At 55.3% G+C, this 22,062-nt stretch carries 20 protein-coding genes; 11 read left to right on the forward strand and 9 right to left on the reverse strand.

What is annotated here, in order from left to right; translation table 11 throughout:
- The first annotated feature begins 2 nt into the window (after positions 1 to 2).
- On the forward strand, positions 3 to 1,496 hold the full coding sequence (locus F3J40_RS18910; RefSeq protein ID WP_017349208.1) for an aldehyde dehydrogenase: 1,494 nt from the start codon (positions 3 to 5) through the stop codon (positions 1,494 to 1,496).
- 164 nt (positions 1,497 to 1,660) lie between these two features.
- Here the strand turns inward: F3J40_RS18910 and F3J40_RS18915 are convergent, their stop codons facing one another.
- Both F3J40_RS18915 and F3J40_RS18920 read right to left on the reverse strand, forming a co-directional pair.
- The gene (locus F3J40_RS18915) at positions 1,661 to 2,980 is read right to left on the reverse strand and encodes an NAD(P)/FAD-dependent oxidoreductase (protein ID WP_167017060.1); all 1,320 of its coding nucleotides are present in this window, start codon (positions 2,978 to 2,980) and stop codon (positions 1,661 to 1,663) included.
- A gap of 292 nt (positions 2,981 to 3,272) precedes the next feature.
- The gene (locus F3J40_RS18920; protein WP_017349206.1) at positions 3,273 to 3,953 is read right to left on the reverse strand and encodes a GntR family transcriptional regulator; all 681 of its coding nucleotides are present in this window, start codon (positions 3,951 to 3,953) and stop codon (positions 3,273 to 3,275) included.
- 183 nt (positions 3,954 to 4,136) lie between these two features.
- Here F3J40_RS18920 and F3J40_RS18925 point away from each other — a divergent pair, with 183 nt between their 5' ends.
- From F3J40_RS18925 to F3J40_RS18935, 3 genes are all read left to right on the forward strand, one after another.
- Positions 4,137 to 5,591 (forward strand): UbiD family decarboxylase, encoded by a 1,455-nt coding sequence (locus F3J40_RS18925; protein WP_167017062.1) that lies wholly within the window; start codon positions 4,137 to 4,139, stop codon positions 5,589 to 5,591.
- 102 nt (positions 5,592 to 5,693) lie between these two features.
- Positions 5,694 to 7,040, forward strand: a complete 1,347-nt coding sequence (locus tag F3J40_RS18930; protein ID WP_205297438.1) for a glycoside hydrolase family 10-like protein — start codon at positions 5,694 to 5,696, stop codon at positions 7,038 to 7,040.
- A gap of 94 nt (positions 7,041 to 7,134) precedes the next feature.
- On the forward strand, positions 7,135 to 7,422 hold the full coding sequence (locus F3J40_RS18935; protein ID WP_167017064.1) for a VF530 family protein: 288 nt from the start codon (positions 7,135 to 7,137) through the stop codon (positions 7,420 to 7,422).
- An 84-nt stretch (positions 7,423 to 7,506) separates the two neighbouring features.
- Here the strand turns inward: F3J40_RS18935 and F3J40_RS18940 are convergent, their stop codons facing one another.
- Positions 7,507 to 7,755, reverse strand: coding sequence for a DUF2442 domain-containing protein (locus F3J40_RS18940; RefSeq protein WP_167017066.1), 249 nt, complete (start codon positions 7,753 to 7,755; stop codon positions 7,507 to 7,509).
- Entirely contained in the window at positions 7,739 to 7,957 is a 219-nt protein-coding gene (locus F3J40_RS18945) for a DUF4160 domain-containing protein (protein WP_167017068.1), read from the reverse strand. Before F3J40_RS18945 ends, F3J40_RS18940 begins: the two co-directional genes overlap by 17 nt.
- Before the next feature lie 411 nt (positions 7,958 to 8,368).
- Between F3J40_RS18945 and F3J40_RS18950 the strand changes: the two genes are divergently transcribed.
- From F3J40_RS18950 to F3J40_RS18980, 7 genes are all read left to right on the forward strand, one after another.
- Positions 8,369 to 10,729, forward strand: a complete 2,361-nt coding sequence (locus tag F3J40_RS18950) for a membrane-bound PQQ-dependent dehydrogenase, glucose/quinate/shikimate family (protein ID WP_167017070.1) — start codon at positions 8,369 to 8,371, stop codon at positions 10,727 to 10,729.
- 120 nt (positions 10,730 to 10,849) lie between these two features.
- Positions 10,850 to 11,707, forward strand: a complete 858-nt coding sequence (locus tag F3J40_RS18955; protein WP_167017072.1) for a MurR/RpiR family transcriptional regulator — start codon at positions 10,850 to 10,852, stop codon at positions 11,705 to 11,707.
- A gap of 135 nt (positions 11,708 to 11,842) precedes the next feature.
- Positions 11,843 to 13,186 carry an aspartate aminotransferase family protein gene (locus F3J40_RS18960; RefSeq protein WP_167017074.1) on the forward strand — a complete coding sequence of 448 codons (1,344 nt, stop codon included), beginning with the start codon at positions 11,843 to 11,845 and terminating at the stop codon, positions 13,184 to 13,186.
- Entirely contained in the window at positions 13,183 to 13,749 is a 567-nt protein-coding gene (locus F3J40_RS18965) for a carboxymuconolactone decarboxylase family protein (protein ID WP_167017076.1), read from the forward strand. Before F3J40_RS18960 ends, F3J40_RS18965 begins: the two co-directional genes overlap by 4 nt.
- A gap of 3 nt (positions 13,750 to 13,752) precedes the next feature.
- The gene (locus F3J40_RS18970; RefSeq protein ID WP_167017078.1) at positions 13,753 to 14,790 is read left to right on the forward strand and encodes a C45 family autoproteolytic acyltransferase/hydrolase; all 1,038 of its coding nucleotides are present in this window, start codon (positions 13,753 to 13,755) and stop codon (positions 14,788 to 14,790) included.
- A gap of 44 nt (positions 14,791 to 14,834) precedes the next feature.
- Entirely contained in the window at positions 14,835 to 15,242 is a 408-nt protein-coding gene (locus F3J40_RS18975) for a type II toxin-antitoxin system RelE/ParE family toxin (RefSeq protein WP_167017080.1), read from the forward strand.
- Positions 15,235 to 15,549 carry a helix-turn-helix domain-containing protein gene (locus tag F3J40_RS18980; RefSeq protein WP_017349191.1) on the forward strand — a complete coding sequence of 105 codons (315 nt, stop codon included), beginning with the start codon at positions 15,235 to 15,237 and terminating at the stop codon, positions 15,547 to 15,549. The genes F3J40_RS18975 and F3J40_RS18980 overlap by 8 nt, the downstream gene beginning before the upstream one ends.
- An 80-nt stretch (positions 15,550 to 15,629) precedes the next feature.
- Here the strand turns inward: F3J40_RS18980 and F3J40_RS18985 are convergent, their stop codons facing one another.
- From F3J40_RS18985 to F3J40_RS19005, 5 genes are read right to left on the reverse strand one after another with little or no spacing between them, the layout of a single operon-like run.
- Positions 15,630 to 17,240, reverse strand: coding sequence for a dipeptide ABC transporter ATP-binding protein (locus F3J40_RS18985; RefSeq protein ID WP_167017082.1), 1,611 nt, complete (start codon positions 17,238 to 17,240; stop codon positions 15,630 to 15,632).
- Positions 17,237 to 18,070 carry an ABC transporter permease gene (locus tag F3J40_RS18990; protein WP_167017084.1) on the reverse strand — a complete coding sequence of 278 codons (834 nt, stop codon included), beginning with the start codon at positions 18,068 to 18,070 and terminating at the stop codon, positions 17,237 to 17,239. The genes F3J40_RS18985 and F3J40_RS18990 overlap by 4 nt, the downstream gene beginning before the upstream one ends.
- Complete coding sequence (locus tag F3J40_RS18995) at positions 18,067 to 19,050, reverse strand: ABC transporter permease (RefSeq protein WP_167017086.1); 984 nt, start codon at positions 19,048 to 19,050, stop codon at positions 18,067 to 18,069. The genes F3J40_RS18990 and F3J40_RS18995 overlap by 4 nt, the downstream gene beginning before the upstream one ends.
- Positions 19,051 to 19,053: 3 nt before the next feature.
- Positions 19,054 to 20,655 carry an ABC transporter substrate-binding protein gene (locus F3J40_RS19000; protein WP_167017088.1) on the reverse strand — a complete coding sequence of 534 codons (1,602 nt, stop codon included), beginning with the start codon at positions 20,653 to 20,655 and terminating at the stop codon, positions 19,054 to 19,056.
- 11 nt (positions 20,656 to 20,666) lie between these two features.
- Positions 20,667 to 21,992 (reverse strand): LLM class flavin-dependent oxidoreductase, encoded by a 1,326-nt coding sequence (locus F3J40_RS19005; protein WP_167017090.1) that lies wholly within the window; start codon positions 21,990 to 21,992, stop codon positions 20,667 to 20,669.
- Positions 21,993 to 22,062 lie beyond the last annotated feature (70 nt).

Here is a 22,062-nt window from a genome sequence, read left to right on the forward strand (position 1 = left end):
GCATGACAATTCAGAATTTGAATCAGGCGGCGGCAATGGCGCGGGATCTTAACCTGCCCAATAAAGCCTTTATTAATGGTCGCTTCATGTCCTCATCCAGTGGTCGTACGCTTGCGACCACCAATCCGGCGACCGGCGAAATCCTGGCGGATATCGCCGCGTGTAACGCGGAAGATGTGGAATATGCCGTTACCAAAGCGCGTGCTGCATTTGAAGACGGTAGCTGGAGTCAACGTGCCCCCGCTGAACGTAAACAGGTGCTGCTGAAGCTGGCAGAGCTGCTGGAACGGGAAAGTGAACAGCTGGCGGTAATGGAAAGCCTCGACAGCGGCAAGCCCGTGGGCGAATGCCTCAGCGTCGACGTGCCGGAAACCATTCATATCCTGAAATGGCATGCGGAAGCGATTGATAAGCTGTACGACCAGACCGCACCTACCGCCCGTGAAGCGATGGCGTTGATCGTCCGTGAGCCCATTGGCGTAGTAGGCTGCGTGCTGCCATGGAACTTCCCGCTGCTGATGCTGGCCTGGAAAATTGGCCCAGCGCTGGCGGCAGGTTGCTCGGTGATTGTGAAACCGGCAGAACAGACCTCACTGACTAGCCTGCGTGTCGCGGAGCTGGCCTTTGAGGCGGGCATCCCAGCGGGTGTACTGAATATCGTTACCGGCACCGGTAAAGATGTCGGTGAACCGATTGGCCTGCACCCGGATATTGATATGGTGAGTTTCACCGGCTCAACCGTGACGGGTCGTCGTTTCCTGCGTTATGCCGCTGACTCGAACCTGAAGAAGGTGGTACTGGAGTGCGGAGGCAAAAACCCAGCGGTGGTGTTTGCCGATGTGGAAGATATTGATGCCGTTGCCGAGCAAGTGCTGAACGGCTCCTTCTGGAACATGGGTGAGAACTGCTCCGCAACCTCTCGCCTGTTAGTGCAGGAAGACGTTAAAGCGCCACTGCTGGCGAGCATTGCCCGTCAAATCGCTGGCTGGACGCTGGGCAACCCGCTGGACCCGGAGAATCGCCTGGGCTCCATGATCAGCCCAGAGCATTTTGCCAAAGTTAGCGAGTATCTGGAGATTGCTAAAGCAGAAGGTCTGCCAGTGCTGCACGGCGGTAAAACGGAACGCGATATCTACGTGCAACCGACCATCTTCGATAACGTGACGCCGCAAAGTGCCCTGTTCCAGGAAGAGATCTTTGGTCCAGTCCTGTGTGTCACCACCTTCAAAACCGAAGCAGAGGCCATTGAACTGGCTAATGATACGGAATACGGGTTGGCGGCATCGGTCTATACCGACAATCTCAACAAAGCCGTACGCGTTGCCCGTGCTATTCGCGCAGGTACCGTCACCGTCAATGGATTTGGCGAAGGCGATGCAACCACACCGTTTGGCGGTTATCGCCATTCAGGTTTTGGTGGCCGTGATAAGTCTATCTATGCCCACGATCAGTACACTGAGCTGAAGACTATCTGGTTCAACATCGCTACACAGTAATTCCCCCCTGTTCGTCCCTGCTGCCGGGTTCACCGGCAGCAATTTATTCCCCCTGTCAGAACATCCCGTTGGGCCTGTCCGCCCGCAAGTTCCCTACTCGTTTGAGGTTTCACAGGCATAAAAAAACCGCCGCGATGTGCGACGGTTGCTGTCTGGTGGCTGGACTAGACTTCCAGACCGGCTCTGAAATGCCCCCACTTCAGGACCGAGTTCACCCCAATGGAGAGGAACGGCTCTGGCGGCGTCTTATTCGGGCCCGGCGAGGCTAACAGGAAGTCAATCGTGTCATTACGCTCTCCGGCAATCATATCCGCCAGCAGCTTGCCTGTCGCAGTACCGCGCGTGATCCCCAGCCCATTACAGCACAGCGCACCATAGACGTTTGGCGCCAGCTTGCCAAAGAACCCTTCGTGGTTGTCAGAGAGGCAAATTGCGCCGCTCCAAGAGTACTCAAAATCAACACCTTTCAGCATAGGGAAGCGACGCGCAAACGACTTACGGTGATTGCGTTTATAGCTCTCCAGCTGTTTGGCACGTGGACGACCATCCGGGTAGAAACTAAAGCTGTTACGCACCAGAATACGGTTATCCAGCGTGCGACGAATGGTGCTGCCAAACGGATGCGCAGGAATCACCCCCCACACCGGCTTACCGCCCAGACGGCGCTGCTCATCTTCCGTTAGCTGACGCGTCAGGCTGCCGTAGAGGAACGTCGGGAGCAAACGCCCTTTCAGGAAACCAAAGTGCGAAGCAAAGCCGTTATTCGCCAGAATCAGCGTATCGGCGGTGATTTTGCCATTGGCATGGATCAGCGTGACCTTATCGCCATAATCAATATCGGTGATCGGCGTATTCTCATACAGCGTGACGTTCGACGGCAAGCTGTCCGCCAGCCCTTTTACCAGGGCTGAGGGTTGCAGCAGGACCGTACCGGGAATATAGAGCGCCTGCTTGTAGTAAGAGGTGCCGAGATGATCTGGCAGGTCTTTGCCCGCAATCATTTCGGTTTCACGGCCAATTTTGGCTAAGCCACTGCGATAAGCCTCCAGAATCGCGATACCCGGCGCGCCCACCGCTGCCTGATATTTACCCGCATCCACCATCTGACACTCAATCTGGTGCTCGGCCACAATAGCTTTCAGGTAATCCTGACCCACGGTATTGAGCTTCAATACCTTACTGGCAATACCCACATCGCCAATGTAGTCCTTTGCCCCGATATCGTGCGGGACATCAATAGCAAAGCCCGCATTACGTCCGGCAGAACCAAACCCCACTTCCTGAGCCTCAATCAACACGACTTCATCATTGGGGAAATTAAGCGCCAGCTGGCGCGCCGCAGCCAGCCCGGTTAGCCCCGCGCCGACAATCGCCCAGCGGGCTTTTTTCTGTCCGACATGGGCCGGACGAGGGGTACGCGCTCGGCTGGTGTGATACCAACCCGGTAGCGCATCATCAGCGGGAAGTGAAGTGATCTTTTGCACGGTAATACTCCATAAGGGGGGTGAAGCATATCTCTGAAAAGCGGCGGAACAGTGCCGGTGAGGTACTGTTCCATACGCTTAGACCTGTGTAAAATAGATATATCTTATGTATACTTTGCGTATACGATATGTGTTCGGAATATATCGCCAGCGTTATGTTGCGTCAATGTAATGAAATAGCCACGTAACAGAACTGTGAGCGAGTACGAAAAAAAGGCGCGGAATTGCCCTCCAACCGCAGTTGGAGAGCGTGCATCAAGGTAAGTATTTAGGGGTTACATCCGGGAAAGGATCAGAACGGCATGGTGTCCGCTTTCAGACCTTGTGGGGCAATAAACATTTCCATATTCGCGCGGGAGAGTTCCCAGTGTTCCATCACCAGTGTTACTACCGCCTCTTCATCACGGTTTTCCAGTGCAGTAATGAATTCATCGTGGTGTTGGGCAGAAAGCTGCAGGCGATGCTCCATGTCCTCGTTCTGGGGACGGTAAAACGTGTGACCAATGCGCGAATGGTCGATCAGCAAGCGACCCAGACTCGGTTGCAGGTAGGGATTGCCCGCCATTTCGCCCATCAACTCATGGAAACGGTTGTTCTCCAGCACCAGCGCCAGCGGATCGCGGGTTTGTACCGCCTTACGGAACCGTTTTTGCGTCTCTTTCAGCGCCTTCAGCTGCGCCGGTCGATAGTTTTGCACCGCCAACCGACCAATGGCGGCATAGACCAGCGGAGCAACCTGAAAGAAATTACGCAGCGTGGCGTGGTTCATCGGGATCACTCTGACGCCGCGCTTCTCAATAATCTCCAGATACCCTTCACCCGCCAGACGCTGAAACACCTCCCTGACCGGGGTGCGGGAGAGCCCATATTGCGCACTCAGTCCCGACTCATCCAGGACATCATCGGGATCGATTTCCATGGTCAGAATCATGCGCTTTAGGTCTTCGTACAGTGCTGCTTTACCTGAACTCACAACCGCCTCCTGCAAAGAATGTCACTTTTTTTATGTTTTTGATCTCAAGGGGTGTGAGGTTATACCGATCGCACATTTTTTGTATACCCAAAATATAAAGCAATTGTGTGGCGTAGGCCAAAGTTTGACGCTTAACCTGCATTACACGCTGCCTGATTCCCGCTACGGCTTAAGGAGAGCCTGATGAAATATTACGACGATTTGAGAAGTTACATTGATGCCCTTGATGCGCTGGGTGACATCATGCACGTGGAACGTGAAGTCGACGGTGATTTTGAACCCTCCGCGATCACCCGCCGCAGTTGCGAAATTCAGTCGCCTGCCCCGCTGTTCCACCATATCAGCGGCGTTGAAGCCGGTTTCCGTATCTTCGGTGCCCCGGCGGCGCTCTCATCACGACCAGAAATGCCTTATGCCCGCGTGGCACTGTCATTTGGCCTGCCACCGGAATCCACCGGCCAGCAGATCATTGAAGCGCTCTACGATGCGCGCCAGCAGCCAGGCATTCCGCCGGTACGCGTGGAGCGCGCCGCCGCGGCCTGCCAGCAGAACATTTTGCAGGGTGAGGCCGCCAGCCTGGATCGCTTCCCGATTCCGTTTATTCATGACAAAGACGGTGGCCGGTATGCCAACACCTGGGGCACGCTGATCGTGAAATCCCCGGACGGCAAATGGATTAACTGGTCGATTGCACGCGTGATGAAGGTAGACGGCAAGCGCATGGTAACGCTGATTGTACCAAGCCAACATATTGGGCAGATTTGGACAGAATGGGTGAAGCTGGGTCAGCCGATGCCGTACGCGTTGGTACAAGGACCGGCTCCGGCCATCTCCTGCGTGTCCGGTATTCCTATTCCTGCGCACGCTGATGAAGCGGACTATATCGGCACGCTGGCGGGCAAACCGGTCGAGGTGGTGAAAGCCATCAGCCTCGATCTGGACGTGCCTGCCACGGCGGAGATTGTGATTGAGGGGCACGTTTCCATTGAGCGTGATTGCCCGGAAGGCCCGTATGGCGAATACGGCGGTTATCTCGGACATGGCTCTTCAATGCAACCGACGTTCTCCGTGGATGTGATTACCCATCGCGATAACCCGATCTGGCCGATTTCGGTTACCGGTCGTCCAACCGATGAGTCACATACCCTGTGGGCGATTGGCCTCGCCGCCGATGCCTTAACCTATTTGCGCGCCGCCAATCTGCCGGTGAAAACCACCTGGATACCGGAAGATTCCGCCGTACACTGGCTGCTGGTGGTGATGCCAGAGAACTGGCGCGAACAGCTGCCGGGGGTGAGCAGCCAGCAGTTAGCGGAACAAGTGGCTGAAATTCTGTTTAAAACCGATGCGATGGTCTTTTTGCCGACCGTGTATCTGGTGGATGACGATTTCGATCCCACAAATCTGCGTGAAGTGGCCTGGGTCATCTCTACCCGCGTTCACCCAACTGGCAAACGTGTGATCTACGAAAACCAGCGTGTTATCCGCCTGCCGCAGTGCTACACCGAAGAGGAGTATGTGGCTGGCAAAGGGCCAAAAGTGGTGTTTGACACGCTACAGTCTGAGCGTCATCGCCATGCCTCGTTTGACCAGGGCTACCCGGAAGAGGTGAAACAGCGCGTGCTGGATAACTGGTAACATCCCCTTTCAGCCGCTGTGATACGCAGCGGCTGCAATCCCCCTAATTGACTTTGTCTGCGATAAGATGAGAATGGCTGTTTAGCGCTGCGACCTGACAACATGGAGTTCATCATCGCCCGTTCTCTGTTAAAAACCCGCGTTTTTCCCTACGCAACCTTGACGGCGATGGCTCTGCTACTGGCAAGCTGCGCCTCAAAGCCGCCTAAATCACTGGTTACGCCTTTTCCAACGGCCACCAAACCGCCGCTGGTGACTCAGCCCGCTCAGCCTGCTCAATCTACGTCTGAAGTGCGGGGCGTATGGCTAGCCACGGTTTCACGTCTTGACTGGCCACCCCCCAGTTCGGTGTACGCCAGTAACCGTATCCAACAACAGCAAGCGGCGCTGATCGCAACACTGGATAAACTCAAGAGCCTTGGCGTGAATACCGTGTTTTTCCAGGTTAAACCGGATGGCACTGCGCTTTGGTCATCTAAAATTCTGCCCTGGTCAGATATGCTCACCGGCACCATCGGTAACGACCCAGGGTATGATCCGCTGCAATTTATGCTGGATGAAGCTCACAAGCGTGGCATGAAGGTCCATGCCTGGTTTAACCCTTACCGCGTTTCGACCAATACCAAACCCGCCACCACGGCTGCGCTCAATCGCACTTTGTCGTTGCACCCGGCGAGCGTGTTTGTCTTGCATCGGGACTGGATTCGTACCGCGGGCGATCGCTATGTGCTCGACCCCGGCATTCCTGCCGCACGCGACTGGATAACCAGCATTGTGGCTGAAGTGGTGTCCCATTATCCGGTGGATGGCGTGCAGTTTGACGACTACTTCTACGCCGAAGCACCGGGGCAGTTACTGAACGATAACCAGACCTTCCGCGAATATGGTCAGGGCTTCAGTAATAAAGCTGACTGGCGGCGGCATAACACGCAGCAGTTGATTGAGCAGGTGTCACGGACCATCAAACAGTTGAAGCCTGGCGTGGCGTTTGGCGTCAGCCCTGCCGGTGTATGGCGCAATATCTCTCACGACCCGGCCGGTTCGGCGACCAGTGGCGCAGCCGCGTATGACGAAGCCTATGCCGACACCCGGCGCTGGGTGCAGCAGGGGTTACTTGATTACATTGCGCCACAGCTCTACTGGCCGTTTGCTCGCCAGGCCGCGCGTTACGATGTGTTAGCCAACTGGTGGGCAAACGTGGTGAAACCCACGCATACCCGGCTGTATATCGGTATTGCGCTGTATAAAGTAGGTGAACCAGCCAGGAACGAGCCCGACTGGATGGTGCAAGGCGGTGTGCCGGAGCTGAAAAAGCAGCTTGATCTGAATCAGTCCGTGCCAGAGATCAACGGCACCATTCTGTTCCGCGAGAACTACCTCAATCAGCCACAGACGCAGCAGGCAGTGAGTTATCTGAAAACCCGTTGGGGCAACAACCCCGTTGAATAGGCCGTAAAGGTCGCTTTCCTTTCTGCCTGCCCTTGCACATCCCGCTGGCGCTCAGTATGGTGAGCGCCATTGTTTGTATACCCCTGGAATTGTTATGACTGGCCACACCTCAAAAGATCCTCTGCACGGCATCACGCTGGAAATGCAGGTCAACGCGTTGGTAGCACGCTACGGCTGGGTAAAACTGGGGCAGCTAATTAAAATTAACTGCTTTAACAGCGATCCGAGCGTGAAATCGAGCCTGAAGTTTCTTCGCCGCACCCCGTGGGCACGGGCCGAAGTAGAAGCCCTGTATCTTGACTCACTGGAAGCGCCCGAACCCACGCAGGATGATGCCGAAAACCCGTGGGCAAACTGGAGCGGAAACAAACCCCAGGGTTAAGTGAGTGCAGGCGATTGTCCGCAAATGAGCTATACGATGTGACACAAAAAACGCTGGCCGAAGTCAGCGTGGAGTTTTGCATTATCAGGCGACCTGATGGGGAGGATGTGTAATATCACCACGGCCATTTAACAGGCCTTCGATAGACACATCTTCATCCAGCGAGTCCCAGTGAATGCCTCGGGGGGAAAGCTCATAGTCTTTCCGCTGTTCAGCAGACGCCTCGCGCAGCCGCGGGAACCACGACAGGGGTACGCCAATAATGCGGTCGTCTGTCAGCTCGACCCACATCGTGTGTTCGTCGAACCGGACTTCTTTAGCTGAAATAGTCATTCCAGGCCTCCAGAAGTTGAGGTTGATGAAGCTTTACCAGGATTAGCAGCTCTTTCACTGTCCGGGAATCGAATCCGTCGTTGCGTGCCAGTTTCACCACTGGCTCCAGCCAGAACTTTGCTTCTGTACCGGCTTTCATCACATGAATGTGAGCAGGCTCGAGCGGATTACCTTCGTTGGGACAGCCTGTTGATGTGTTCATCGGCTAAAACCTTGCTTGTCGAGTTGTCACAATAAATCTCTACGTAAGATTGCGGCTTTTTAAAGCCACTTCCTGCAAGATTTATCTCGGTTTGTTCGGGTTTAAAATTATTTTTATTTGCGTGTGTTTTTTGCGGCTATAGCACCCTACAAAAACTTCTGGACGGGCGGTTGGCTGACACACTTTTGAAATGGCAGTCCATTACGGCCAGCGCTGGCCTGCCCCACGATTCCCCACTGAAACAGCTCCATCTCCACCGAATCCACCTGGATAATTCGCTTTTCACTGAGAAAATCCATTCCCATTAGCCGTGAAGCTGGTACCCTGCCATCTTGTTAAGAAATGGTTAAGTAAAATAATGAATTCTGTTTTTAATCCGTTTGTTATCAATTCTTGGAAAAAGGAAAAATCATGCTGAATAAGTTATCCGGCATCGTCATCGCCCTGTTTGGGCTGGCGTTACTGTATATGGGCGGCAAATTGCTGTTGGTGGGAGGCAGCGCATTTTATGCCGTGATTGCCATTGGGGTACTGGCCACTGCGGTACTGCTGTTGCTCAATAAGCGCAGTGCTTTAACCCTGTATGCGTTACTGATGTGGGTCACGCTTATCTGGATCATTACCGAGGTCGGTTTCGACAAGTGGCAGTGGATCCCGCGTGGCGACCTGTTTGGCGTGATCGGAGTATGGTTAGCCCTGCCGTGGACGGTCAGCCGTCTCTCTCCGGCCGAGCGTAAATTTCATCCCTTTCTCGGCAGCACGGTCATCGTGATGATTGCGCTGGTCATTGGCCTGTGCTTCTACGATCCGGTACCGCAACAGGGCACCATTACCAATGAGCGCAGCAACAGCGATGTCAGCGGTGCCGGTGATGACTGGGTAGCCTACGGCGGCAACGACAACGGCCAACGTTTCTCCACCCTGAAACAGATCACCAAAGACAACGTCAGCAACCTTGAAGTGGCCTGGACCTATCACACCGGGGATCTGCGTCAGGATAGCGACGCTTCGGAATACACGTTCGAAGCAACGCCGCTCAAGGTCAACGGCCTGCTGTACATCTGTACACCGCACAACGAAGTTCACGCGCTGGATCCGGAAACCGGCGCGGTGAAGTGGAAATATGAACCACCACATGACGGGTCATACCTGTGGCAGCATCAAACCTGTCGCGGCGTAAGCTACTACGACGGCAGTAACAGCGCTGCGAACAACAACAGTGCGCAACCTGTGCTGTGCCGCAAACGGATCTTTAATGCTTCCGTCAACGCACATCTGGTGGCTCTGGATGCCGATACCGGGCAAGTGTGTAGCGATTTCGGCCACAACGGTTCGATCGACCTGCACGATAACCTCGGCACACTGCGCCCACATGCCCTGATGGAAACTTCAGCGCCGCTGGTGGCTGGAAATCTGGTCATTGTGGGCAGCTCGGTGATGGACAATGGTTACAACCAGGGCAACCCGTCCGGCGTGATCCGCGCCTATGATGCCCAAAGCGGCCGCCTGGTGTGGAATTTCGATCCGGCTAATCCCGATCAGACGCAGCCCATCGCGGCTGATGCGATCTACCCGCAGGACACACCGCTGGCCTGGGCAACCCTGAGCGCCGATGTGAAAAATGGCCTGGTCTACGTGCCTTTTGGCAACGCCTCGCCAGATGAAGTCGGCACCCACCGTGATGAAACCAGCACCGCAGAACAGTTCCGCGATAACCTGGTGGCGCTCGACCTGCAAACCGGTCGTTTCAAATGGCGTTTCCAGAGTTCTCATCATGACTTATGGGACCGCGATAATCCTTCTCAACCCTCGCTGTTGGACATCGACTATCAAGGCAGCCGCCAACCTGCACTGATTCTGCCAACCAAAACCGGCAACCTGTTTGTGCTTAATCGCCTGACCGGCAAACCGATTTATCCGGTCAATGAGGTGAATGTCTCCACCGAAAGCCCGGTCACAGGTGAAAAATACTCGCCAACGCAACCGGTCTCTGCACTCAATTTCATTCCGCAGCCGATCACGGAAAAATCGATGTGGGGCATCACGCCGTTTGATCAGATCAGCTGCCGCATTGATTTCCGCCAGTTACGTTACGATGGCAACCCGTGGACACCGCCAACGGAACAAGGCTCGCTGATTTTCCCTGGCAACATCGGCGTATTCAACTGGGGTTCGGTGGCGGTAGATCCGCAGCGCCAGCTGCTGATTGCTGCGCCGGTACGTCTGGCTTACAAGTACAACCTGATTAAACGCAGTGCACAAACAGAGAACAGCCGACTGTTCAGTAAAGACGGACAGCCGTTCTGGAATGAAAACTTCCAGGGTGAATACGCGATTCACATCCAACAGTTCGCATCCGACCTGGGTATTCCTTGCATCGCGCCCCCCTGGGGCCGGATGGTCGGTGTTGATCTGAAAACCGGAAAAACAGAGTGGCTGCGTCGTATTGGGACCACCAAAAACCTCAAAACCACCTTCCTGCCGGGACGTTTCCCGATTGGCTTCCCGATGGGCATGGTCGCGCACGGAGGACCGTTGGTGACGGCTGGCGACCTGGTGTTCCATGGCGCAACGGCGGATAACTATTTCCGCGCCTATGACAGCACCACCGGCCAGTTACTGTGGCAAACCGAGCTGCAAGCCGGTGTCCAGGCCACCCCATCCACCTTTGTCGGGAAAGATGGTAAGCAATATGTGGTAGTTGCCGCAGGCGGCCACGGTTCACTCGGCACCAAACTGGGTGATACGCTGGTGGCCTTCCGTCTGAAGTAATCTTGCGAGTTTCTCTACTGGGGGCTATTAGCCCCCTTTTTGTTTTCTCACCGTTGGACGGCGCTTTTCCTGCTCAGTTGCTTTACAGTAAGCGCAAAGAAGTCAAAAAAGGATAACGTTATGAACCTGAAGGCGTTGATTACCCTTCACTTTAATCAGCTGTCGCCAGAGTTGCAGCGCGCTGCCGAATACGCACTGCAAAACAGTAGCCAGCTGGTGGTGGTCTCTATGCGTACGTTTGCGCTGAGCGCCGGATTTAAGCCGGCCACGTTTATGCGCCTTGCGCAGCGCCTCGGTTATCAGGGTTGGGGAGAGCTGAAGCAAGCGTTGATTGAAGAGCTGGGCCTGCATGATGATACCTATGTCGCGAAAGCGCGAAAACTGGTGGATCAGGGCAAAACCAGCAGCCTGTATAGCGAAATGATCACCGCGCATGAAAGCAACCTGCTGCGTACTCATGATGAAAATCAGCGCCAGATGCAGCATGCGGTGGACCTCCTTGAAGCTGCCGCACACACCTATATCTGCGGCTATCGCGCCAGTTTCCCCGTGGCATGGTCACTGTTCTACGTCTATCGGTTATTTAATCGCAAGGTAACCTTAATTGATGGCCTCGCCAGCGACAGTGAAATCTACAGTCGCGAATTCACCGCTGAGGATTGCCTGCTGATCGCCAGCTTTGCGCCCTATTCACGTGAATCCTTACAGATGCTTCAGGCTGCGCAGAGCGCGGGCAGCAAAATTATCGCGTTGACGGATTCCCCGCTGTCCCCTTTAGCTCAGGCGGCAGACTGTGTGCTGCTGTTCTCCACCGACAGCCCCTCATTCTTCCCCTCGATTGTGGCTGGCCTGAGTATCTCCGAATGTCTGATGGCAATGTTGGTGGCACGTCATGGCACTGAAGCCGTGACAAAGATTGAAAACGCGGAGCGCTACCTCAAGACCTCCGGAGCCTATGTGCCGCCGGGAAAATCCTGATGCAGATATAACTGTATCTTTGGATCATACAAAAGATACATATTTATCATTTTCTCATTGACCAGATCGAAATGAATCCTGCATGATGCGAGTAGAATCGCCAGCATCTCGCTGTCGCGCAGGAGTCAGATCGTCATGAGCCATATCATTCATCGCAGTCTTCGTTTCACGCCTCCTACCGCTGTCTCCGCCGAAGGGGTATGGATCACGGACAACCACGGTAAACGTTATCTTGATGCCTGCGGTGGTGCGGCCGTGTCCTGCCTTGGTCACGCTCACCCAGACGTGCTGGCAGCGATGCACCAACAGATTGATCGCCTGGCTTATGCCCATACCGGTTTCTTCACCACTGATCCGGCTGAATCACTGGCAGAAACGCTGGTGCGCACCGCGCCTGGCGATCTGGATTACGCCTACTTTGTTTCCGGCGGATCGGAAGCGATGGAAACCGCCCTTAAGCTGGCTCGCCAGTATGCGGTGGAATCGGGCCAGCCACAGCGCACCAAGTTCATGGCGCGCCGTCAGAGCTATCACGGCAATACTCTCGGCGCTTTGGCCGTCGGCGGAAATGAGTGGCGTCGTCGCCAGTTTGCCCCGCTGCTGATCGATGTGGTGCGTGTTTCCGCCTGTAATGAATACCGCGATCGCCGCGCCGATGAGAGCCAGCAACAATACACCGACCGCCTGTTGGCTGAATTTGAAGAGACGATTCTGCGCGAAGGCGCTGACACCATTATCGGCTTCTGTGCAGAAACGGTGTCTGGTGCCACTACCGGTGCCACGCCGCCCACGCCTGGCTATTTTCGCGGTATCCGCCAGCTGTGCGACAAATACGGCATTTTGCTGATTGCAGATGAAGTGATGTGCGGTATGGGTCGCACCGGGACGCTGCACAGCTTTGAACAGGATGATATCGTGCCGGATATTGTCGCCATCGCCAAAGGGCTGGGTGGCGGCTATCAACCGATTGGTGCTGTGCTGGCTCGTCGCCACATTGTCCAGACCTTGCAAAACGGCAGCGGTTTCTTCCAGCACGGTCATACCTATATTTGCCACCCTACCGCTGCCGCCGCCGCATTGGCGGTACAACAGGTCATCGAACGCGACAACCTGCTCGCACGGGTTAAGCAACAGGGTGACTATCTGGCTCAGGTGCTGCAACAACAGCTGGGGGGATTAGAATTTGTCGGTAACACGCGCGGGCGTGGGTTGTTTGCGGGCGTCGAATTAGTACGCGATCGTGACACTAAAGCCCCGTTCGATCCGGCCTGTAAACTTCATGCTGCTATCAAGCAGAGCTGTATGGCAAAAGGGTTAATGGTCTATCCGATGGGCGGCACCATTGACGGGCAGTCTGGTGATCATATTCTGATTGCTCCACCGTTTATTATTGAGCCGGCGCAGCTCGATTTTGTTGCAGAAACCCTGCGCGAAGTGATTCAAACCGAAACGCATAAAGCCGCAGGATATTCAGCATGAATCGTATGCCCGCTTTAGCGCCAGAAGCCTGGAATGACGAACAGCGCACACTGGCAGAAGAGATCATCAACGGCCCGCGCGGTGCACTGTTGCCGCCGTTTGAGCCGCTGCTACGCAGCCCGGAATTGATGGCACACACCCAACGCATGGGCGAGTATTTGCGCTATCGCAGCAGCATCGGTCAACGTCTGACCGAGTTGGCGATTCTGGTGACCGCTCGCCACTGGTCACAAACGGTGGAATGGGCGATTCATGCCCCGATTGCGCTGGAAAAGGGGATCTCCGCCAGTGCCATTGAGGCAATCAATCAACGGCAAGTGCCCAAGGAATTACAGGATGACGAATGGGTCATCTACCACTTTTGCCAGCAGCTACAGCAAAACCAGCAGGTCTCTGATGAGACATGGCAGCAGGCTGTGGCGCTGTGGGGCGAAAAAGGGGTGGTTGATCTGATCGGTATCAATGGCTATTACAGCCTGCTCTCCATGGTGATGAATGCGGCACGCACCCCCGCACCGGCCAGCTCACATACGCTGCACTGCCCTGATGTCAAAAGAGATTAATCAATGAAAACAATCAACCTGAGTGGTTCAGCCTGGGACATTGGACATGGACTGGGCCTGGCCGGTCGCGAAGCCTGGCATCAACAACTGCGCCAGACTTCACTGTGGCAGACGGTTACCGCCATGGGCCAAAGCAGCGAACTGCTGGCCATGGAGCAGCGGGTACGCGAGCGTTTTCCTGCTATCTGGCAGGAAATAGAAGGTCTGGCAGCCGGGCTGGAGGCCCCCGTCAGTGAGGTGTTTGCCTGGAACTGCCGCGGTGATCTGGTCCCTTCCACCTCCGATGGCTGTACGACCGTTACTGGCTCAGCCGGGCGCGATGAGTGGATCATTGCACATAATGAAGATGGTTTTCCGCAACTGCGCAACGCCTGCTTTTTGGTGCGCGTAAGGCCGGAAAAGGGGCTGGCTTTTCTCAGCTTTGCCTATCCGGGTTCGCTGTGTGGCCACACTTTTGCCCTCAACGAAAAAGGCCTGGTCAATACGGTCAACAACATTCGCGCCCAGGTACGTCCGGCTGGATTACCGCGTCAAATTCTTGCTCGTGCGTCGCTTAATGCAGAAACCCTGCAAGAGGCTGTCGAAATCCTGACATCCTCCCCCCGCGCTGGCGCATTTCACCATACGTTAGGTCAGGCTGGCTTTGGTGTGGTCAGCGTTGAAGCCTGCGGCACCGGCTGCTCGGTCGCGGTCATTAACACAGTGAGCGGACATGCCAATCACCTGATCCATCCAGAGCAGGCCGCGACGTTGCAAACCATCACCGCCAGTTCAGGCGAGCGCCAGGCGTGTTTAGATCGCTGGCTGGAAACGCAGTCCGCCCACCTGAGGCCAGAAGCCGCCTTAACGGTTCTCTCCAGCCAGGAGAATGCGCAACTGCCTGTGTATCGCCTTGATCCCCAAGACCCAGACGACGAGAACACGCTGGCTACCGCTATTTTCCACCTGACGACACAAGGAGTAAGCTGGGAACTCTTTGGCCTCGATCGCCAACAGGCAGAAAATAGTGGATTGGGTGTGAACTTATCTCCATGTGGATAGCACTGTAGTAAATCTTACTATAGGATCACAATCCAGGAGCATGGATGGCAGTCAGAGTGTTTATTGAAAAAGGTTATAATAAGGATAGAAAAAAATCACAGATCACTGATACACAGCTTTATCTCCTCGCCGAAGATGTGATTGCCAATCCGCACCGAGGAGCATTAGGTGGTGGTGTTTACAAAAGACGTATAGAGCTGAGTTCTGGAACAAGTGGTGGAGCCAGAACAATCATTTTTTACCATCATGATAACAACGTTTTTTATTATGATGGATGGGAAAAAAATCAAGTTGGTCAGAGTGGGCAGGAGATTCCGCCAGACCTTCTCAGTGCCTATAAGATACAATCTAAAGTCTATAAAAATCAGACGGTAAAACAACGTACGATTGATATTAAGAGTAAGGATTTGGTAGAGATAATCCTAACTAAACCGGAGAATACTGATGGTTGATAAGCGCATTCTGCGTATCCAGGAAAACATCATGCGCCAGCACGAGCGTGGTACAGCTTCCGATGAAGCGCTGGCTGACATCAACTCCATCGTTGCGGAGGCCAAAGGTAAAGCGACAATGACCGGGGATCAAATTCGTGAGTTACGTAAGCGCGAGCAACTCAGTCAAAGTCAGTTGGCAACACATATGTACCTCACCGCGAACTGCATACAGAAATGGGAACGCGGGGTAACACACCCCAAAGGCCCGGCGCTTGCAATGCTCGAACTTATCGAGAAAAAAGGCCTGGCCTTCTTAATCTCCTGAGCAACCAAAGCATACGCCTTGCAGTGGACATTCCGTAATAAATAAAAAGCCCCATAAGGGGCTTTGCGTTTTGACGTTCATCACCCGTTAACCCTACTCGGCTCCGCAGTCAGTCGTGGAATATTCTCAAGCAACTGACGGGTATACTCCGCCTGCGGTGCGGAAAAAATCTCTGCGACTTTACCCTGCTCGGCTATTTTCCCCTGTTGCATGATCACCACATAGTCGGAAATCTGCCGCACTACTGCCAGATCGTGGGAGATAAACAGGTAAGTTAAGCCCTGTTCACGTTGCAGACGGGCCAAAAGCTGCAAGATTTGCGCTTGAACTGCCACATCCAGTGCGGAAACCGGTTCATCCAGGATCAATAACTCCGGCGCAATAGCCAATGCCCGTGCAATGGCGACGCGCTGGCGTTGCCCGCCGGACAAAGCCGTGGGACGCACATCCAACAGCGTTTCGGCAAGCTCCACCGCCTGCAACAGCTCAAGCGCACGCTGACGCTGGCTGTGTTTATTCCCGATACGAAACGCACGCAGTGGCTCCGTGATAATCTGCGCCAGCGTCATTTTAGGATTCAGTGATGCATAGGGGTTCTGATACACCACCTGAACCCGGCGGCGAAACTCAGGGCGTTGGAATTGGGCCAGGCCCGAATATTCGGTGCCGTCAAACTGCACCGTGCCGCCGTCCGCCGTTTCCAGACCCAGCAACATGCGCACCGTGGTGGATTTCCCCGAGCCGGATTCCCCCACCAGGCTGGTGGTTCCGCCGCGAAACACCGGAAATGAAACCCCCGCCACCGCTGTGAAATGGCTACCATCCGGCAGTGCGAAGCGTTTGTGTAGCTGTTGAGCCGACAGCAACGGTTGCCAGTTCAACGGAGTGGCACGAAAAGGCACCTGTAAAAAGGCCGGTGACGCCGCCAGCAGTCGCTGGGTATAAGCGTGGCGGCTCTGGCGCAGTTGGTGTGCCGCAGTGTCTTCAATCAGATGGCCTTCATGCATCACCAGAATTCGGTCGGCGCGTTCCAGCGCCATGTTCAAATCGTGGGTAATCAAAAGCAACGCGATGCCCTTACTCACCACGACCCTGGCCAGGGTATCCAACACCTGTTTCTGCATACTGACATCAAGTGCACTGGTCGGCTCATCGGCAATCATCAACTGTGGGTGATGGCACATGGCCATCGCCAGCAATACGCGCTGCCGCATCCCTCCAGACAGTTGATGCGGATAACTCGCCAGCACGCGCGTACTGTCCGTTAAGCCGACATCAGCTAACAATGCGGGCAAACGCGTGGCCGCAATCTTCTTCGGCACGCCATGTAAGGTATAGGCCTCCAGCAGTTGCTTACCGATGGTCTGAATCGGGTTAAACGCCAGAGCCGGATCTTGCGGCACAAAACCGATTTCCAGCCCGCGTAGCTGCCGCCACTGGCGCTGGCTGGCCTGCTCTAACGCCTGGCCATTAAAGTGGATCGCGCCGCTACGAATCACGGCCTGGCGGCTCAGCAGCCCGACCAAAGCCCCGGCCGTGGTGGATTTGCCAGAACCTGATCCCCCGACAATCGCGACGACTTCCCCCGGTTGAACGGAGAAGCTCAGCCCTTTCACCGCCTGGATGATCCCGCCCTCATTACGGTGATAATCCACCGACAATTTTTCGACCGTTAACAGTGCCTGACTCATCGTTCCTCCGACGCATCCTGAATAAAGCCTGCGATGCGGTTGGTTGCCAGCACCGTCAAAATAATCACCACCCCAGGTAGTGAGGTGAACCACCAGGCGGCGGCAATATAGTTACGTCCTTCGGCAATCAGCAACCCCCATTCCGGCGTCGGGGGCGGTGCGCCAAAACCGAGAAAACCCAGGGAGGAAACGGACAATAAGGCAAACCCCATCTCCAGCGCCGCCAGTGACAGCACCGGCCCCAGGGCGTGAGGTAAAATATGCTGACGGACCACGCTGAAATGCCCGACGCCGCTGGCACGCGCCGCTTCGACAAATAACTGGGTGCGACTACGCAGTACTTCACCGCGAGAAAGCCGGGCAAACGTCGCGACTGAAGAGAGGCCCACCGCCACCGCAATATGCAACGTGCCAAAACCCAGCACGGTGATGATCGCCATCGCCAGCAGCAGATTAGGGATCGCCATCAACACGTCGATGACGCGCATAAACAAGGTATCCAGCCTTCCTCCACAGTACCCCGCCAGCACCCCGGATAGCGTACCCACCACCAGCGCAATCACTACCGAAAACAGCGTGGCCTGTAAGGTCAACGCCGTGCCGTACACCGTACGGCTCCAGAGGTCACGGCCTAAATGGTCAGTACCGAACCAGAACTGCGCGGACGGCGGCTGCAATGCCTGGCGTGGATCGCCCACCAGCGGGTCGCCATGGGCAAACAGCGCCGGGAACAGCGCCCAAAGCACCACCAACACAAGCATCACGGCACTCAGCCATAAAGTGACGGCGAAACGACGGCGGCGCACAGGTGCAAGCAATACCAGGCTCATGATCTCTCTCCCATCACGATGCGGGGATCGAGTAAGGGATAAAGCAGATCGGTCAGCAGATTGATCACCACAAACACCGTCGCGGCGGTCAGTACCACGCCTTGCACCACCGGGATATCCTGCGTCAATACCGCAGACTGCGCCAACCGGCCAAGCCCCTCACGGGAGAAAATGGTTTCAGTGATCACTGAACCCGCCAGCAGATGACCGAAAATCATCCCGCTCAGCGTCAGCAGTGGGATGGCGGCATTGGGTACGACATGACGCCACAACAGATAACCCGTGCTGGCCCCTTTTAGCCGCATTGCATCAATAAACGGACGACGCCAAACCTCAGACAGTGAACGGTTCATCACCTGGGCAATGGTCGCTGCGGTAGGGATCGCCAGCGCCACCGAGGGAAGCACCAGCGACCGCCAGCCGCTATTGCCCATCGCCGGAAACCAGGGATGATTGAAAGAGAAGACCTGTAACAGCAGCAGGCCCAGCCAGAAGGTGGGCAGTGCCGCGCCAAAAGAAGGCAGTGACAGCAGGCCAGATTTTAGCCTGCCTGGTGGCAGCACACTGACGCCCGCCGCCAGGCCACCGCCGATGATTAAAGCCAGAACCAGTGCAGATAACGCCAGTAACAGCGTGGCCGGAGAGGACTGCCAAATTAAATAAGTGACATTGTCACCACTGACAATCGACTGCCCAAGATGAAGATGCAACACGTCCCACAGCGCCAGACCATATTGTTGCCACAGCGGCAAATCGAGATGATATTGCGCTTTTAACGCTGCCACCTGAGCCGGGTCCACTGTGCTTTGCTCACCCTGATTCAACATGATGGTGATGGGGTCCGACGGCAAAATATAGAGGATCAGGAACGTCAGACTCCACGCGGCCCACAGTACAATGATGCCCTGTAATAGCCGCCGGAATAGTAATTTCGTACGGCGGCGTGCCGCTGGTACTGCGGTGAGCGTTGCCTCTGTCATGCGCTACTCCTTCGCACTCAGCCAGGTGTCATACAGCTGAAAACGGGATGATGCATCAAAATGGAATCCGTGCACGTTCTGCCCAGTTCCGATGATGGTCGCCAGTTCCACCAGCGGTATCGCATCGCCTTCGCTGATCAACAGCGATGACGCTTTGGTGACATCCTGTTGGCGCTGCTGTGCATCCAGCGTTTCACTGGATTGCACCAACAGCTTATCCACTTCGCCCGGCGCGCGTTTATTGACGTTGCGGCCATTAGCATCAAACACCGTGCGCAGCACGTCCGGATCGGACCGCGTCAGGTTATAGAAATCCACCACCAGCTTCCCGCTGGCCTGGCGGGCGACCACCTGGCTTATCGGCGCTTTCTCCAGTTGCAGATCAATACCCACTTTTCTCAGTTGCTGCTGCACCACTTCAAGGAACGGCGCAGATTGCCAGTAGGAGATCGTGAAGCGCAGCGGTTCGCCATTTTTACTGCGAATCCCGTTGGCCTGCCGTTGCCATCCCGCCTGATCCAGTAACTTTTCCGCCCCTTGCGGATCGTATTTCAACTGCGCACTCAGGTCCTGATACAGCGGTGTGGTTTTCGCCAGCACCGAAGTCGCCACGTTCTGGTAGCGAGATAACACCGGTTTTAGCGCATCGCGATCGATAGCCAGGTTGAGTGCGCTACGCACCTGTTTATCGGCCATCAGTGGGTTGGACTGATTAGGGAACAGGCTGTAGACCAGCCCTGGGTTGGCGCGGGCAATCAGGTTGATTTTTTTCGCCAACAGCAGCGCTTCGTCTTGTGGGGTGACGCCGACATTCACATCCAACTGACCGGAAATCAGGCTACCAAAGCGCACGCCGCTTTCCGGGATCACCCGATATTCCACCCCATCGAGATAACTCTCTCCCTGATGCGCCGCGATGGAAGATGACCACTGGTATCCCGTTCGCCGTACCAAATCCACCTTTTGGTTATGAATAAACTTTTTCAGCACAAAGGGGCCAGTGCCGGTTAACTCCCCCTGGCAGCGTGCCTCCGCGGTGGCATTCACCGTTTTGGGTGCAAAGAACCCAAGGCTCATGGTTGAGGTGGCTTGCAGGAACTGCGCGTTTGGCTGGTCAAAACTGATTACCACCGTATGGGCATCAGGCACATCAATCTGTTTCAGGCCTTTGAGATAGGTCGAGGCCAGTGAGGCTTTCGCCCCGAGTTTCACAATCGCTTCAAAGTTGTCTTTGACTGACTGCGCAGTAAAGGGGGTGCCATCGCTAAACGTGACGCCGTCACGCAGAGTGAACGTAAAGCGGCGGTTGTTATCATCAACCTGCCAGTGCGTTGCCAACCAGGGCACAATCTTGCCGGTTTGCGGATCTTGATCGGTGAGAGAGTCGGTTAACTGGCGACCAATATTCAGTGAATTGTTGTTACCTGCCTGTTGCGGATCAAGGCAGTTGGGATCGGTATCAATCGCCACCAGCAAATTCCCGCCTTTTTGCGGCGTGGTTGCGGCCTGTTCCGCATGCGCCCCGCCAGCCAGTACCCCAGTGATCAAAAAGCCGTACAAAGAGCGACGTAACTGTGCCGCCCGTTTAAAGGTTTTCTTCTGCATGCTATTTCCTGTTATGCCTTGAGTGTTTCAGCCGTGGCGATTTGGTAACGGTTGCGTTTAAACGGAATGTCCAGCCGCTCACGCAGTGTGCTGGCGCTGGCAGGTTGCCAATAGCCACGTTCGGCCAGAATCGGTAACACAAGCTCAATCACATCATCCAGCGCTTCGGCCAGCACCGGCCCGCTGATGATAAAGCCATCGGCCCCGCCATCCTCGACCCAGCGAATAAAGGTGTCAGCCACCTGTTCTGGCGTGCCAAAGAATTCTCCGCGCGGCAATGTGGCTTCAAAGGCCGCCTGGCGTAGCGTCTGATTGTGCGCTTTGGCGCGGCGTTTGATGTCATCGGTTGTGGAACGGAAGGTGTTTTTCCCCAAATCGCCCAGTTCAGGGAAAGGTTCATCCAGCGGGTATTGGCTGAAATCATGATGGTCGAAAAAGCGGCCCAAATAGGCCAGCGCATCATCCACGGACAACAGCGAGAGTAGATATTGATATTTCTCTTCGGCTTCCTGTTCGGTGCGGCCAACGATCGGCGTGATACCTGGGAAAATACCCACGGGATGGCGGCCATTCTGGGCCACCTGACTCTGTAACTTATCGGCATAAATACGCGACTCTTCCACGGTGCGCGCATTGGTAAACACCGCATCCGCCGATTTCGCCGCCAGATGAATGCCGGTATCCGATGCGCCAGCCTGGAAGATCACCGGTTGCCCCTGTACCGAGCGCTGAATATTTAGCGGCCCGGAAACCGAGAAAAATTCCCCCTGATGATTCAGCTTGTGCAGCTTAGTGGCATCGAAAAATACGCCGCTGGCGCGGTCACGAATAAAGGCATCATCTTCCCAGGAGTCCCACAACCCCTGCACCACATGGATATACTCCTCCGCGATCTGATAACGACGGCTGTGTTCCAGCGGCCCTTTACCAAAGTTGCCGGAAGCACTCTCCAGCGGTGTGGTGACGACATTCCAGCCAGCACGACCTCCGCTGATGTTATCCAGCGTGGCAAGCTGACGCGCAACGGTAAAGGGTTCGCTGTAGGAGGTGGACACCGTTCCCGCCAGGCCAATCTTCTCCGTTACCAACGCCAGCGCGGAAAGCAGCGCAATCGGCTCAAAGCGATTGAGGAAGTGCGGCAGCGATTTTTCATTGATATGCAGCCCATCCGCCACAAACAGAAAGGCAAAACCAGCGGCCTCTGCCTGCTGCGCCAGTCCGGTGAAATAACGAATATTGACGCTGGCATCCGCTGGCGCTTTAGGATGACGCCAGCTGTGCATGTGCCCGCCAGCGCCCTGTAACATCAGACCAAGTTTTAGGATTTTTTTGCTCATCAGCTTCTCTCCGTAGAACCTGTTCCCGGCCTGCAAAGCGGCGGTTTTCTGGCATAGAATCCGCCATAAG

The sequence above is a fragment of the Candidatus Pantoea multigeneris genome (assembly GCF_011752615.1).
Lineage (GTDB): Bacteria > Pseudomonadota > Gammaproteobacteria > Enterobacterales > Enterobacteriaceae > Pantoea > Pantoea multigeneris.